Genomic DNA, 14,854 nt, shown 5'->3' with positions numbered 1-14,854 from the left:
TTCAATTGTCAGTGTATTATGGATGGTATATGTATTCTTCCGAGTGAAACAATCAATCCACATGCTGCAATTAAACAGTTATTTTAACAATCGATTATGGCGCTGGATGACAGAGCATTGGTCAAAAGTTGTACCGGTTCATGAGTGGTTAGCACTTCTTTTCGCACTACTATTATTATTTTTGGCGTGGAATTGGCTCATATTCGTGATCGTATTGCTAGGTCTATTTGTGCCTAGAAATAAACAAGAAAAGAAAAAATTAGCTGTGACCGCACGTGTCAAACGTCTGATTACGACTATTGCAATTATCTATCTTTTCTTCCTAGCAACTAGCTTACATTTTATTTGGAATGATTACCCGTTAAGCTATGCTGGGTTAGTGATTGTACTAGGTTCTATTCTCACATACGGAGTAGTGTTATTGGCGAATCTCATGAATAAACCGATTGAAAATAGAATTAAAGCATATTATTACCAAGATGCAAAACGTATTATCAACAGTGCGAAAAATACCGAAACAATTGGTATTACAGGGAGCTTCGGTAAAACAAGTACAAAGTTTATTTTAGATACGATATTGTCATCACACTTTAACACGTTAAAAACACCGAACAGTTTTAACACGAAAATCGGTGTAACGATCACTATTCGGAACTCTTTAAAGCCATATCATGATGTATTTATTGCTGAAATGGGGGCGAAAGAGCCTGGCAATATTCAAGAAATCTGTGAGTTAGTAGGGCATAAATATGCGATTCTAACAGCAATTGGGGAACAGCACTTAGAAACGTTTAAATCATTAGACAACATTAAAAAAACCAAATATGAGATTGTTGAAACATTGCCTGCTGACGGCATTGCTTTCCTCAATCGTGATGATCCAAACATTATGTCTTATACCCCGAAAAATCAGTGCCGTAAAGTTTATTTTGGAATCGATGATCAAGAAGCAGACTACTTAGCTTCTGCTATTCGTTTTCACAAAAAAGGAACGACTTTTAGAGTGACGAATAAAGCAGGAACATTAGATGCAGATTTTGAAACAAAGATATTAGGTAAGCATAATGTATATAATATTTTGGCTGCGATTAGTGTGGCGTGGGAAATGGGAGTACCTCTCGCCAAACTGCAAATGGGTGTGAAGAAGATTCAGGCAGTGAAACACAGAATGGAAATAAAGAAAGGCTTCGGTAATTTAACAGTAATTGATGACAGTTTTAATTCAAATCCGACCGGTTCCCGAATGGCTTTAGAAGTACTCTCCTCAATGGAAGGATTTAAAGTATTGGTGACACCAGGTATGGTAGAATTAGGTGATAAGGAATATTCATATAATAAAGCATTTGGTGAATATGCGAGTGATGCGTGTGACTATGTGATTTTAGTAGGTGAAAAACAGACAAAACCTATTCAGGATGGTCTTCGTGAAAAAGGTTACCCGGAAGAGCAATTGTTTATCGCAAAAGACTTAAATCATGCGATATCACAAATACAAGCATTAAACCGGCAAGATGCGATTATTTTATTGGAGAATGATTTACCTGACACATATAACGAGTAATGATATTGGGAGGAATAGGCAGTGAAAACGAAAGTAGCCGTTATCTTTGGTGGCGTTTCTGTAGAACATGAAGTTTCCGTTATCTCGGCACTTCAAGCATATAATGCAATCGATCGATCCAAATATGAACCAGTACCGATTTATATTAGCAAAACAAAAGAATGGTATACAGGCGATGTATTAACAGATATCGAAAATTATAAAGACTTGGACCAGTTGTTTAAACAAGCTGACAAAGTCGTATTAGAACAAGAAGGAGAAGGGAATATTGTATTAAAGAAAAAGGAACGTTCCCTTTTCTCAAAAGGAGTTATTACAACTATAGATATTGTTTTCCCGGTTATTCATGGTACAAATGGTGAGGATGGGTCATTACAAGGTTATCTGGAATTATTAGGTCTTCCTTATGTCGGCTGTGATGTTGCGTCATCAGCAGCTGGTATGGATAAAGTAATGATGAAGCAGATTTTGCATGATTCCGGAATACCTATTGTTGATTATGAGTGGTTTTACTCAAGTCAGTGGCATGAAGAGCAAGATGAGATAAAGCAAATGGCAGACAAAGTCGGTTATCCGGTTATCGTGAAACCTGCTAACCTTGGATCAAGCGTAGGAATTTCCAAGGCAGAAAATGAAGAGGAATTAGAAGAGGCTATTGAGCTTGCGATTTCCTATAGCTTTAAAGTGATTATTGAAAAAATGGTAACAGATTTAACAGAGGTTAACTGTTCTGTGATTGGTGACTATGAGAAAGTGGAAAGCTCGGTCTGTGAACAGGTGTTAAGCACCGATGAAATTTTATCTTATGCAGATAAATATCAGAGTGGTGGTAAAACAGGAGATACAAAAGGGATGGAAAGTGTAAATCGGATTATCCCTGCAGAAATTAGTGAGCAAGCTACTGCGAAGGTTAAAGAACTGGCAGAGAAAACCTTCCGCTTATTGAATGCTAGTGGTGTATCTCGAATCGACTTTTTACTAAACCCCGATGGAAAAGTTTTTGTCAATGAAATCAATACGATTCCAGGTTCACTATCTTTCTATTTATGGGAACCAAGCGGAAAAGATTTTGAACAATTAACAGATCAACTTATCCAACTAGCGTTAAAACGAGAGAGAGAACGCCAATCGATCCAGTTCTCCATTGACACTAACCTTTTCTCACTACACAGTAAGGGGCAGGGGGCAAAAGGAAAATAAATCATGTTGAAGACACGGAGTAGAATTTATTTACCGTGTCTTTTTTTTTGCACGATAAAAACAACAAATCCGTAGAAGGGGAAAAATGATTTGTTGAATAAATCGAGATAATCGACAAATCAAAAAGGTGAGAAGAAAGATTTGTTGAATAAGCTGAGATAATCGACAAATCAAAAAGGTGAGAAGAAAGATTTGTTGAATAAGCTGAGATAATCAACAAATCAAAAGGATGAGAAGAAAGATTTGTTGAATAAGCTGAGATAATCGACAAATCAAAAGGATGAGAAGAAAGATTTGTTGAATAAAACGAGATAATCAACAAATCAAAAGGATGAGAAGAAAGATTTGTTGAATAAATCGAGATAATCAACAAACCTAAGGGATGAAAGAAAGATTTGTTGAATAAGCCGTATAATCAACAAATCTATCTATATATAGAAAAGAGGCCTAGGTAAGGATCCAACAAAGCGGTGATTTGTCACAGCAAATTAATGCACCTCTCCAGAATTGCATTATCCCTAAAGATGCATCAGTAGCAAATGGAGCCGATTAATATTGGAGTGGAGAAAAATACATAGCTATATTTCACCCTCGGTATATTTGTCGCAAGTAATCTGTCGGCGGCATGCCGGTTACTTTTTTGAAGACTCGGCTGAAATAAAAAGGATTAGAGAATCCTAGTTTGTCGCTTACCTCTGAAACATTATAGTTTTCTTTGCGAAATAATTGAATTGCCTTTTCCACCATGCGTTCATTTTGATATTGTGTAATGCTTTTACCTGTATGCTGTTTAAACAGGGTAGAGAGATACGCATAATTCATACCTAAAGCTTCCGATATTTCTTGGCTGGATAACTTGTTGCTTTGTTGTTCATCAATTAACTGAATCATTTTAGCTATCATTCTATTTGATTTTTTATTTGTATAGGTTTCCAAATTCTCCAAGTATATCTCTAAAAAGAACTGATGTGTATGCATACTGGTTAATAAAGGTCGCATCGGGTGAGATGATTCAAACATTTCGAATAATTGCTCAAGTTGTGACTGGGTGTAGCCGTGGTGAGAAACTTCACCATATTTAGGCAATGTCAGCTTTCTCTGGTATTCTTCATGATGAACGAGTGAAGTTTTTCCATACATGCTGTATTCATTAACACTTTCCTGTATGTCGTGGTTAAAGAAATGAATATAAAACCACTCAGAACCAGGTTGATAGAATTCGGTCCCCCAATGATGGATGTTTTTTCTAAGAAAAAGATAGGATCCTTTTTTTAGGTTATATACTTCGTTATCTTCTATAACTTGTAATTGTCCCTTTTTAACGTAAACAAATACATTTAATTTAGGCATCACACGATCTGGATGTTTCTCCACACCATTTTTATCAGTCATTAAACCTATTTCATGAATAAGTGGGAATGAGTAGCTTGATATAATTACTGGATGAGCCAAAACGATCGCTCCTTTAAAACAGTTTAATTATATCTTATCAGAAATCTAAAAAAAAGATATGTAATTTTAGTTATTGTGAATGTACAATGGTACCTTAACACTTCATACTAGTATTAAGGAAAAGCTAGTGGAGGTGCATAATATGCAAAAAGTGAATTTGTTAGACGGAATGTTTAAAAACTCTCAACAGAAAGGAAAGGAATACTTATTATATTTAGATGTTGATCGACTTGTTGCGCCATGTTATGAGGCAGCAGGTAAGACAGCTAAAAAAGATCGATATGGCGGATGGGAGTCAATGGAAATTGCTGGCCATTCGATTGGTCACTGGCTGTCAGCTGCAGCAACAATGTATCAAGTAACTCAAGATGAATCTTTAAAAAATAAAATGGAATATGCTTTATCTGAATTAGCTACTGTTCAGTCACTTGATAAAGATGGCTATGTAAGTGGTTTCTCTCGAGATTGTTTTGACAAGGTGTTTTCTGGTGAGTTTGAAGTAGGGAACTTTAGCTTAGGAGGATCATGGGTACCGTGGTATTCCATACATAAGATATATGCAGGACTTATCGATGTTCATCAGATAACTGGTTCCAGATTAGCATTGGAAATGGTAACAAAACTTGCTGATTGGGCATATAACGGCTTGAAAGGTTTAACAAAAGACCAATTCCAACGTATGTTGACTTGTGAGCATGGTGGGATGAATGAAGCATTTGCTGATCTTTATTTAATAACAGCTGATAAGAGTTACCTAGAGTTAGCTGAAAGATTTTATCATGAGGCGGTATTAGATCCATTAGCGAATAAACAAGATGATTTAGAAGGAAAGCATGCCAACACACAAATTCCAAAAGTGATAGGAGTAGCTAAACTCTATAATATCACAGGGAAGGAAAAATATAAGCAGATAGCGACATTTTTTTGGGATCAAGTCGTTCGTTATCGCACGTATGCTATTGGTGGAAATAGTATTCGGGAACATTTTGGTCCAGAAAATGATGAAGAATTGGGGATATTGACAACGGAGACATGTAATACCTATAACATGCTTAAGTTAACGGAAATTCTTTTTACATGGGAGCAATCGGCTCATTACTATGACTATTACGAGCGTGCTTTGTATAATCATATTCTTGCGTCACAAGATCCTGATTCAGGAATGAAAACATACTTTGTATCTTCTGAGCCAGGTCACTTTAAAGTATATCATTCACACGATCATTCCTTTTGGTGTTGCACTGGTACAGGAATGGAGAATCCAGCTAGATATAATCGACGTATTTTTGAAAAAATAGCTGACAGATTGTACGTCCATTTATTTATCTCCGCAGAAGCATCCATCGATAATGATGATATGGTTGTTCGTCAACAAACCACTTTTCCATATCAGCCAAACACAACCATCACAATCGAAAAGGCTAGCAGTGAAATAAAAGAAATTGCCTTTCGCAAGCCTTACTGGTTCTCTGGTGTACCGACAGTTAGAATTAATGGAAATGAAGTAAAAACGAAAGAAGTTAATGGATACCTAATTATCAACCACGCTTGGCAAAGTGGAGATCAGATTACGTATGATCTACCATTGAATTTACATCGATACCATGCAAAAGATGATCAGAAAAAGCAAGTTATCATGTACGGACCGATTGTGTTAGCAGGGGCATTAGGGCGTGAAAATTTTCCTGAAACAGATATTCTGGATGATCACCAGGCATTAAATAATCATCCATTAATTGATGTGCCAGTATTGGTGACAAATGAACCGTTGAATGATTGGATAAAGATTAAAGACGTTAAAAAGCTGGTATTTGAAACAGAAGCTATCGGACAACCTGGCCATCAACAGCTACAGTTGAAACCTTTTTATAATATCCACCACGAACGTTATACTATCTATTGGAATATTATGTCGGAACAGGAGTTCAAAGAATTTGGTGATGAAGAAAGAAAACGAAAAGCTCGAGAACAAAAAATTATAGTTGATGAGGTTACGCCGAATGAACAGCAACCAGAAGTAGATCATAATATCCAGGCGAAAAATTCAACTTCCAGTTATAGTAATGACGTCCATAGCGGTTGGAGAGATGCTCGGGATGAAGGATATTTTAGTTATGACTTACGAGTTGATCCGGAAAAAGAGATGTATTTATACATCACGTATAACAAAAGTGATTTTATGTTAGAAATTAGTGGTAAGAAGATGGAAAGAGATTTTGAAATCAAAATTGATGGACATGTGCTAGCTAGAGAACACTTTAATAAACCAAATATTGGCGAGTTATATTCCAAATCCTACCCGATACCAACGGCACTTATCAATGGTAAAGACAAAGTGACGGTTACCTTTTATGCAGAAAAAAATAAGATTGCTGGTGGCGTATATCATGTTCGAATGTTAAATGAACCTTCATTATAGGGTAAGGGTTATTCTATAATTGAAAAGATCCCCGGCTAGCGGGGATCTTGCTTAATGATGGAACAGGATATCCTGGATATATAATTAGCTATAGAAAGAAGCACCTACAATAATTAACAAAATGAAAAGCACAACGATTAGGGCGAATCCACCGCCATAACCACCGCCGTGTCCATATCCAGAACCGTATCCACCGTATGGAGAGCAGCCTCCGTAATAGCTCATTCCTATCAACCTCCTTGTGTATTGTCACTATATAATGTATGTACTTTTTACAGATAAGTTAGGGTAAATGACTAGTTTTAGAGAAAATGGGCGATACCAGCTTTGGAAAATTTATTGTCAGATATATTTACAAGTTTACTGTTGGAGTGAAAAAGGTTTGTTATATTATATTCATCCTATTAATTAGTGAATGTGGAAAGTTCATTAATTAATAATATACATGTAAGCCTAAATAATTAGTCCACTTTAGCCTGCTTATATGTATGCTAGCTTGTTGCTCCCCTATCCATTTAAGGTGTCTGTTTTCACAAAACACAAAGAAGCCAACTTCACAACGAGGTTGGCTTCTTTGTGATCTAATATATAACTGTTCAGATAATTGATATACTATGAAATAACGTGAAAAGGATTTGCTCTCTTCCACGCTGAATTTTGAAGAGTGCTACCATTCGCTCCGGCAGAATACTGCGCTTTCGGTGGGCTCGACTTCAGCTAACTTGGTAAAGAAAACCACTTTACCAAGTGGATCTTCAGCTCTCGCTGTCCCACAGGAGTCTCCGTATTCTGCCTCCGCTATTTTTGTTCGCTGAGTATAGAATGAAATGGACTCAAGGTACTAAACTTTTCTGTTTTATTGCAATGCTAATCGGCTGTAAACCCCCCTGAGTAGTCGCACCCTATGCGACTATGGTTGGTGAGAAATCGACTGGTTGATTTCGAATTAGTGTTGTGGAGCATATCTTAACGAAGGCCGCCCACTTTCACTCCTGTGGGAATTGTTTGACCTGAAGATCCACTTTTTCGAGCGGTATTTGCTCGAAAAAATTAGATGAAGGGCAAACCCCACGGAAAGGGAAGTGGGCAGCCGGAGTGGCAGTTATAATCACGATATATGTCAAAATTACTTCATAGGTGACTATGCTTTTAGTTTCGAACAAACAGTATTTTCATTACTTCGCAGTTTATATCTAATGTGGATTAGTTAACAATCCCTAATTGCTTCAAGCCGTTATAGATTCCAGATTCCTCTACGGAAGTGGTGCGATGTTTGGCGTATTGAAACACTTCAGGACTTGCATTTGCCATTGCAAAGCTTTCACCGACATATTGCAGCATTTGTTTATCATTCATCCCATCACCAAAGGCAATCGCTGACTCAGCTGGGATGTCTAGTTCTTGGAGTACTTTTTGAATAGCTTGCCCTTTGTTGACATTTTCTCTGATCATATCATAACAATGCTCTAAGCCAGCTACATTTACTTGTGAAAAATAAATATCCTCTTGCTCTACATCATAAAGAACTGGTTCATTAGGTTGAACATCCATCAGCGTAATACCTAATATTTGATCGCGATAGATATCTTCATATGCTTGGTGATTCTTCAAATCAAAATAATCAATGAAATCTTTTACTACTTGCTTTGATTCTGAAGTCACTAAATTTAATTCATTAGTATACAGAATCATTTCATGTTCATTTTGTTTAGCGACATCTAAAAATTGATCAATCACAGAGCTAGATATCGGCTCATCAACTACTGTTTTTCCATCATAAATCGCATATGCCCCGTTGTAACCTATAAAGGAATCTACCTCTAATTCTTTAGCGATATCATCTACTTCATGGAGAGGACGTCCAGTAGCAAGGAATACTTCAATCCCTTTATATTGTGCTTGTTTAACGGCAAGCTTAGTCGTATCCTCAATCGTATGATCACGTCGTAGAATAGTCCCATCAATATCTAAGAAAAGAGCTTTGTAGTTGGTCATCATCAGTCTCCCTTGATTAAAAAGTAAAGTTCTTTAATTCTTCGCCACTTGTTTCTTCATAGCCCTTCATATACTTAATACGACGTTGAGCAGCAGATTGATTTACTTGTTCATCAGCATGGTAGGATGAACGAACTAGTGGCCCTGCTTCACAATGCTTGAAACCTTTTGATAAGGCTATTTGTTTTAATTCATTGAATTCGTCTGGATGGTAATAACGTTCCACATTTAAATGCTTTTTAGTAGGCTGTAAGTATTGACCGATCGTCACAATGTCCACATTGTTGGCGCGTAAATCATCCATTGCCTCAATAAGTTCTTCTTTTGTTTCACCAAGTCCGACCATGATACTCGATTTAGTCGGAGTATTGGGAGCAATTTCCTTTACGCGGCGTAATAATTCAAGAGAGCGGTCATACATGGCAATAGCGCGTACTTTTTTGGTAAGTCTTCTCACTGTTTCGATGTTATGATTAAAAATGTCTGGACCACTATCCATCAAAGTATGTAAGCTTTCATAATCACCCTTCATATCAGAGGGTAAAATTTCAATGGTACAACCTGGCACTCTTTCGCGAATTTGTCTAACCGTTTCAGCAAATACTGCAGCACCGCCATCTTTTAGGTCATCACGTGCAACTGCTGTGACAACAACATGCTTTAAGTCCATAATCTCAACAGACTCAGCAACTCTTTTTGGTTCGCCCCAGTCCAGTTCATTCGGTAAGCCTGTTTTAACAGCACAGAATCGGCACCCTCTTGTACAAGTATCACCGAGAATCATAAAGGTAGCTGTTTTCCTCTCACTCCAGCATTCATGAATATTCGGGCATTTTGCTTCCTCACAAACAGTATTTAACCGTTTATCGCGCATTAAGTGTTTTAGACGGTTATATGATTTGTTTGTATTTATTTTTATTTTCAACCATTCCGGTTTGCGAAGGTGTTCTTGTTCTTTTGCCATTGTGTATCGCTCCTATCTAGTAAAGTTCCATTGATCACTCAAATATTTGCGTTCCATAAGTTCACTGATTTCTTGTTCTTGTTCCTTCGTAAATTGAAATTCCTGTAGCTTAATGTCTAGCCCTTTTTCAAATCCTTTTTTAAAGGCTTCTTTCACTTCTTTTAATGTGACTTTTCTGTTTGCTGCTTGCTCAATAGAAATGGCCTTATTATCAAAGGCATCCCGTGCTCTTTGCTTTACCCTTTCATTTCGGTAAATAAACAAATCATAAAGTTTATCATTGTCGACTGATAACGGGATCGAGCCATGCTGTAAAATAACCCCTTGTTTTCTTGTTTGGGCACTGCCCGCAGCTTTCTTTTGATCGACTACCAGTTCATACCATGAAGGCTCTTCAAAACAGACAGCAGATTGTGTTGTATTTAACTTACCCTCAGGTATAGCAAAGGATGCATCAATACCTAAGCTACGGAAACCTTCTAACAATCCTTTTGATAGTACCATATAGGCTTCTTTTATGGACTTAGGCATTTTAGGATGCGCCTCGGATACGATCACACTGTAGGTTAATTCCTGATCATGTAAAACAGCACGCCCACCTGTCAACCGTCTGACAAGATCTATACCATGATTCCGGACTGCTTCCAAATCAATCTTATTGACGGTTTTTTGAAAATAACCGATCGACAATCCTGCTGGCAGCCATTCATAAAAACGAATAGTTGGTGGTATTTTGTTTTTGCTGTGCCAATGAAGTAAGCACTCGTCGACTGCCATATTGTAAGCTGGTGTCTGTTTCTCTGTGTCTATAAAATACCATGTCTCCGTCATATAGTGTTAGTTTCCCTTGATGAGAAAACTAGTCCCCCTTTTAGAATTTTTAAACTATTTCCATAATTATGGTACATCTAGGGACTATATCTGTCAAAAGATTAAGATAAATACGAATTGTTGCACGATGTGATATAGTAGAAGGGGTGAAAAGAAACGAGACAACAGGGAGTTACAGTAAAATGAGCGGATTTAACGAACAATTTATAATTTCAATTGTTATTATTGCAATTGGTTATGTATTAAAACGATTTAGTCTTGTTAAAGAAAAAGATGGCGAAGGAATAGCAAGGGTAGTCTTTAATTTAACATTACCATGTTTAATTATCGTGACGTTTAGTGATGTTGACTTTTCGGCTTCATTATTTTATTTGGTTATTATTGCTTTTATATACGGTGTGATTAATGCCGTACTTGCACTTATGGTATTTCGTAATCATCCGAAAGATATTAAAGGTACGTTCGGGATGATGGTCCCAGGATTAAACATCGGATTATTTGCCTATCCACTTGTAGAAGGTTTATTTGGTTTCGATGGGTTAAAATATTTTGGCATGTTTGATGTCGGTAATGCATTTATTGTATTTGGACTCAGCTATATTATTGCCGGTGTATATGCAGGTAGTGCCGGGATGCTGGAGACGAGATCGATTATCGTTAAATTATCGAAATCGATTCCGCTGCAGACATATCTAATGATGTGTTTGATTAATATTATCGGTTTTGAATTACCTGATATAGTTATAGATGTAACGAGTGTAATCTCTGGAGCTAATATGCCGTTATCACTATTGCTATTAGGTTTGTACTTAAACTTCTCTTTTGCAAAAGGGTATGGAAAACTTATTGCGAAATTTTTATTTACCAAGTATGGGATTGGACTGATTGCCGGGTTTGCGTGTTACGTGTGGTTACCAGTAGAGGAAATGTTTAAATTTACGTTATTGATCGGTTTTATATTACCAACCCCTGCGTCTGTATTACCATATGCCATCATGTTTGGCTATAACCAACGGCTTGTCGGTACTGCGTCCAATATTACGATGATAATCAGTTTTATCTTAATTTGGTTGATTGTTAATCTGATAGTCTAGTTCAAACTATTAATCCATTAAAGTAGGAATATACATAAGAGGTGATAATATGAATCAAGAAGTGATTTTCATTACTGGTGCAACAAGGGGCATTGGTCGAAACATGGCTCATTATTTTGCTAAACGTGAATTTATTGTCATTGGATCCGGAAGAAATGAACAGCAATTAAAAGAAGTTCGAGAAGAGCTGTTACAATATGCGGGAGACCACCGAATGGTTGCCATGGATGTAACTAATTTAAATGATGTAGTAACTACTTTAAAGTATGTCATTGATACGTTTGGAAAAATTGACGTGTGGATTAATAATGCAGGGTCTTTTCGGGCAATAGGTCCAACGTGGGAAGTGTCTTCTGATTTGTTTAAACAAGATATCGAAACCAATCTAATTGGAACCTATCATTGTGCTTCAGCAGTTATTCCATTCATGTTGGAACAACAAGCCGGTAAAATCATTAATATTATTGGAGGAGGCACACTTGATGCTTTTCCATATGGAAATGGTTACGGCACATCCAAAACAGCCATTGCCAGATTTACAGAAAATCTAGCTAAGGAATTACAGGAAACCAGTGTTGAAGTTTATGCACTTGATCCCGGTTTAAATGATACGGACATGACAAAATATCAGCGAACCAGTAACGAGGGAAAGAAATATTTAGCCAATGTTGAAAAGCTTTTTGAAGATAATGTAGACGTTTCACCTGATCGTGCACCTAGTTGGGTCGAGAAAATGATCGATGATCAATTACAAGCCTTTCAAGGGAGGATTGTTACGGTTTATGATCACTTGGACGATTTAAAACAAAAGGCTGCTAAAGCAAGTGAAAAAGATTATCGTTATTTAAGGTGGAAGGATTTTTCCTAATAAGATTCGCTAATGGTCAGTGAGAGTTTTAAAACTCTCACTTTCTAACGATGCTAATCGTCTGTAAGACCACCACTGATCATAGTCTCACTTTATCGTATCCATAGAATGAGGTGTTTATCATTTTTGAGTTAACTATATTAGAATGGATAATTATCATATTTTCGGCACTTTTAATAGGTTTTGCCAAAGCTGGAGTAGCGAGTATGGGGATTTTGGTGGTTTCTATTTTTATGATAATCTTTCCGGCTCGTGAATCTGTAGGTATTTTATTACCTTTATTAATCGTCGGTGATTTATTTGCTGTTATTTATTATCGCAGAAATGTTGTTTGGCGTTATTTATTCTCGTTAGTACCATGGGTATTAGTAGGGATTGTACTTGGATATCTTGTGTTAGATATTGTGACAAGTGAGCAGTTAAAACCAATGATTGGTGTTTTAATATTAGCACTTATTTTATTACATATTAGTAGAGAAAAATTAGGAGAACGCTTCGTAAAACTGTTACCAAAATCAAAGATTTTTACTTTTAGTATGGGTGTCCTAGCAGGTTTTGCTACAATGATTGGTAATGCTGCTGGCGGAGTAATGGCAATATATTTACTCGTCAAAGGATTACCGAAACAAGAATTTGTAGGTACAGGTGCTTGGTTCTTCTTATTTGTGAATGTTATCAAGGTGCCATTCTATATTTCTTTAGGTATTATTACAGCCGAGTCGATAACATTCAATGTATGGCTTATTCCTGCTATACTCATCGGAGCTTGGATAGGTGTAAGGATTATCAAAATTATGCCGCAAAAATTATTTCAAATATTAGTATTAACATTTGCTGCTTTGGGAGCGATTCGGCTTTTGATAGGTTAATAGATTAACAACAAAGGGGCTATGGTCTGGGGGATTTTGCCCCTTGATCATTAGTGAAGCTTATCAAGGTATTAGCTTCTTGTTATCACTGTGTTACTTGAAGTTTGAAATGATGGGATATACAGACGTTTAAGTTGAACAAAGATTTTGAATGGGAATAAGTGTTGTGCTGCAGTGTGGAAAAAGACGGACATTTGCTCCGTTATTTGTAACAAAAGCTCTGTTTTTAGGGTGCCCACGGACATCTGTTCCGCTATTCATCGACTATAGTGTTACTTGAAGTTCAAATGATTCGATTAAGGTATTAAATGTCCGCAAACACCGAAAAACGGGTGCTATTCCGTCAATTAACGCACCAGATGTCCGCTCAACAAACGATAGTATCGAGACAAATTTTCATTAGTTCACAGTAGCAGTGGATTATCAAGCTTTACTTATAACACCTTAGCTTCTACGGTTAAGGCATTTTTAAAGTCTGCGATAAGATCTTCTACATTTTCAATCCCAACAGATAAACGGAATAGTCGTTCACTAATACCTCTAGCTTCTCTTTCTGCTACTGGCATTGCAGCATGGGACATGGTAGCCGGGTGAGATAAAATCGACTCGACTGCACCAAGGCTAACTGCAAACACAGGAATAGATAATTGTTCCACAAAGTTTTTGGCATCGACATGATCCTTTATTACAAAAGATAATACGGCGCCTGGGCTAGAGGATTGTTTGGCATGAATAGAAGAACCGGGATGATGTTGTAAACCTGGGTAATAGACATGTTCTATTTCATCATGTGAATCGAAATATTCAGCTAGCTTTATCGCTGATGACACACTTCTAGAAAATCTTGGTTCCAATGTTTTCATACCTTGCAATAATTGATAGCAGTCTTTTGCACCAAGAATCGCACCATACGTGTTTTGGACAAACTTCAGTCTAGCGGCCAATTCTTCATTTTTGGTAACGGCTAAACCGGCAACAATATCACTGTGACCAGATAAAAATTTAGTGGCACTATGTAAGACGATATCGACACCAAGATCTAATGGTTGTTGGTGCAAAGGAGTCATAAAGGTATTGTCTAAATATGTTAAGCATTTGTATTTCTTCGCAAGCTGAACTACTTGACTAATATCGGTAATCTGTAATAAGGGATTTGCTGGTGTTTCCATGTATATTACCTTTGTATTTGGCTGAATCACTGCTTCTATTTCTGCTGGATTTGTCATATCAACAAAAGTATGCTCAATCGAAAATTGTGTTAACAATTGCGTGACAAAACGAAAAGTACCACCGTAAACATCTTTGGTAATGACGATGTGATCGCCAGCTTGTAACAGCATAAATGCCGACGATATCGCCGCCATACCAGATGAAAAAGCAAACCCTGCTGTCCCATTCTCTAATTTGGCAATCGCTGCTTCTAATTGGTCACGCGTAGGATTACCAGATCGACTATAATCATAATCACCAAATTCGTTTAGTTGCTGCTGATGATAGGTAGATGATACATAAATTGGTGGGTTAACTGCACCTGTATGATTTTCCTGATAACCTTGTTGACTCCCTCCATGTGCGAGTGTTGTTTCTTTTGAATATCCCAT

General features: G+C 37.0%; 12 protein-coding genes. 6 read left to right on the top strand and 6 right to left on the bottom strand.

All coding sequences use genetic code 11. The features are described 5' to 3' along the window. Together J5J03_RS04045 and J5J03_RS04040 are read left to right on the top strand one after the other, a co-directional pair. Nucleotides 1-1,561 (top strand): UDP-N-acetylmuramoyl-tripeptide--D-alanyl-D-alanine ligase (locus tag J5J03_RS04045; protein WP_331460423.1); only part of this gene is annotated, 1,561 nt, incomplete at its 5' end. A 21-nt stretch (nucleotides 1,562-1,582) separates the two neighbouring features. Further along, nucleotides 1,583-2,761 carry a D-alanine--D-alanine ligase family protein gene (locus J5J03_RS04040; protein WP_208586287.1) on the top strand — a complete coding sequence of 393 codons (1,179 nt, stop codon included), beginning with the start codon at nucleotides 1,583-1,585 and terminating at the stop codon, nucleotides 2,759-2,761. Nucleotides 2,762-3,346: 585 nt separating this feature from the next. On the opposite strand, the gene J5J03_RS04035 is transcribed toward J5J03_RS04040, so the two are convergent. Beyond that, on the bottom strand, nucleotides 3,347-4,213 hold the full coding sequence (locus tag J5J03_RS04035) for a helix-turn-helix domain-containing protein (RefSeq protein ID WP_208586285.1): 867 nt from the start codon (nucleotides 4,211-4,213) through the stop codon (nucleotides 3,347-3,349). Between the two features lie 142 nt (nucleotides 4,214-4,355). Here J5J03_RS04035 and J5J03_RS04030 point away from each other — a divergent pair, with 142 nt between their 5' ends. Continuing rightward, entirely contained in the window at nucleotides 4,356-6,632 is a 2,277-nt protein-coding gene (locus J5J03_RS04030; protein ID WP_208586283.1) for a glycoside hydrolase family 127 protein, read from the top strand. Between the two features lie 84 nt (nucleotides 6,633-6,716). On the opposite strand, the gene J5J03_RS04025 is transcribed toward J5J03_RS04030, so the two are convergent. The 4 genes from J5J03_RS04025 to J5J03_RS04010 all read right to left on the bottom strand — a co-directional run bounded on the left by J5J03_RS04025 (nucleotide 6,717) and on the right by J5J03_RS04010 (nucleotide 10,422). Next, nucleotides 6,717-6,857 (bottom strand): YjcZ family sporulation protein, encoded by a 141-nt coding sequence (locus tag J5J03_RS04025; protein WP_208586280.1) that lies wholly within the window; start codon nucleotides 6,855-6,857, stop codon nucleotides 6,717-6,719. A gap of 978 nt (nucleotides 6,858-7,835) precedes the next feature. Then, nucleotides 7,836-8,627 carry a Cof-type HAD-IIB family hydrolase gene (locus J5J03_RS04020; protein ID WP_208586272.1) on the bottom strand — a complete coding sequence of 264 codons (792 nt, stop codon included), beginning with the start codon at nucleotides 8,625-8,627 and terminating at the stop codon, nucleotides 7,836-7,838. A gap of 16 nt (nucleotides 8,628-8,643) precedes the next feature. After that, nucleotides 8,644-9,591, bottom strand: coding sequence for a lipoyl synthase (gene lipA / locus J5J03_RS04015; RefSeq protein WP_208586270.1), 948 nt, complete (start codon nucleotides 9,589-9,591; stop codon nucleotides 8,644-8,646). A 12-nt stretch (nucleotides 9,592-9,603) separates the two neighbouring features. Then, nucleotides 9,604-10,422, bottom strand: a complete 819-nt coding sequence (locus J5J03_RS04010; protein WP_208586269.1) for a lipoate--protein ligase family protein — start codon at nucleotides 10,420-10,422, stop codon at nucleotides 9,604-9,606. 182 nt (nucleotides 10,423-10,604) lie between these two features. On the opposite strand from J5J03_RS04010, the gene J5J03_RS04005 reads away from it, so the two are divergent. The 3 genes from J5J03_RS04005 to J5J03_RS03995 all read left to right on the top strand — a co-directional run bounded on the left by J5J03_RS04005 (nucleotide 10,605) and on the right by J5J03_RS03995 (nucleotide 13,253). Continuing rightward, entirely contained in the window at nucleotides 10,605-11,516 is a 912-nt protein-coding gene (locus tag J5J03_RS04005) for an AEC family transporter (RefSeq protein ID WP_208586267.1), read from the top strand. Between the two features lie 49 nt (nucleotides 11,517-11,565). Beyond that, nucleotides 11,566-12,384: an SDR family NAD(P)-dependent oxidoreductase gene (locus J5J03_RS04000; protein ID WP_208586265.1), complete on the top strand. Its 819-nt coding sequence runs from the start codon at nucleotides 11,566-11,568 to the stop codon at nucleotides 12,382-12,384. Nucleotides 12,385-12,497: 113 nt separating this feature from the next. Then, entirely contained in the window at nucleotides 12,498-13,253 is a 756-nt protein-coding gene (locus J5J03_RS03995) for a sulfite exporter TauE/SafE family protein (RefSeq protein WP_331460422.1), read from the top strand. 434 nt (nucleotides 13,254-13,687) lie between these two features. On the opposite strand, the gene J5J03_RS03990 is transcribed toward J5J03_RS03995, so the two are convergent. Continuing rightward, nucleotides 13,688-14,854 (bottom strand): aminotransferase class V-fold PLP-dependent enzyme, encoded by a 1,167-nt coding sequence (locus J5J03_RS03990; RefSeq protein WP_208586263.1) that lies wholly within the window; start codon nucleotides 14,852-14,854, stop codon nucleotides 13,688-13,690.

Source organism: Gracilibacillus suaedae (assembly GCF_017599345.1).
Lineage (GTDB): Bacteria > Bacillota > Bacilli > Bacillales > Amphibacillaceae > Gracilibacillus > Gracilibacillus suaedae.
Note: the sequence above shows the minus strand (reverse complement) of the source record. Positions and strands in the feature narration are given on the sequence as shown.

Coding starts and splice junctions, on each gene's coding strand:
- J5J03_RS04030 (WP_208586283.1), top strand. CDS start 4,356: ATGCAAAAAGTGAATTTGTTAGACGGAATGTTTAAAAACTCTCAACAG.
- J5J03_RS04025 (WP_208586280.1), bottom strand. CDS start 6,857: ATGAGCTATTACGGAGGCTGCTCTCCATACGGTGGATACGGTTCTGGA.
- J5J03_RS04020 (WP_208586272.1), bottom strand. CDS start 8,627: ATGACCAACTACAAAGCTCTTTTCTTAGATATTGATGGGACTATTCTA.
- lipA (WP_208586270.1), bottom strand. CDS start 9,591: ATGGCAAAAGAACAAGAACACCTTCGCAAACCGGAATGGTTGAAAATA.
- J5J03_RS04010 (WP_208586269.1), bottom strand. CDS start 10,422: ATGACGGAGACATGGTATTTTATAGACACAGAGAAACAGACACCAGCT.
- J5J03_RS04005 (WP_208586267.1), top strand. CDS start 10,605: ATGAGCGGATTTAACGAACAATTTATAATTTCAATTGTTATTATTGCA.
- J5J03_RS04000 (WP_208586265.1), top strand. CDS start 11,566: ATGAATCAAGAAGTGATTTTCATTACTGGTGCAACAAGGGGCATTGGT.
- J5J03_RS03990 (WP_208586263.1), bottom strand. CDS start 14,854: ATGGGATATTCAAAAGAAACAACACTCGCACATGGAGGGAGTCAACAA.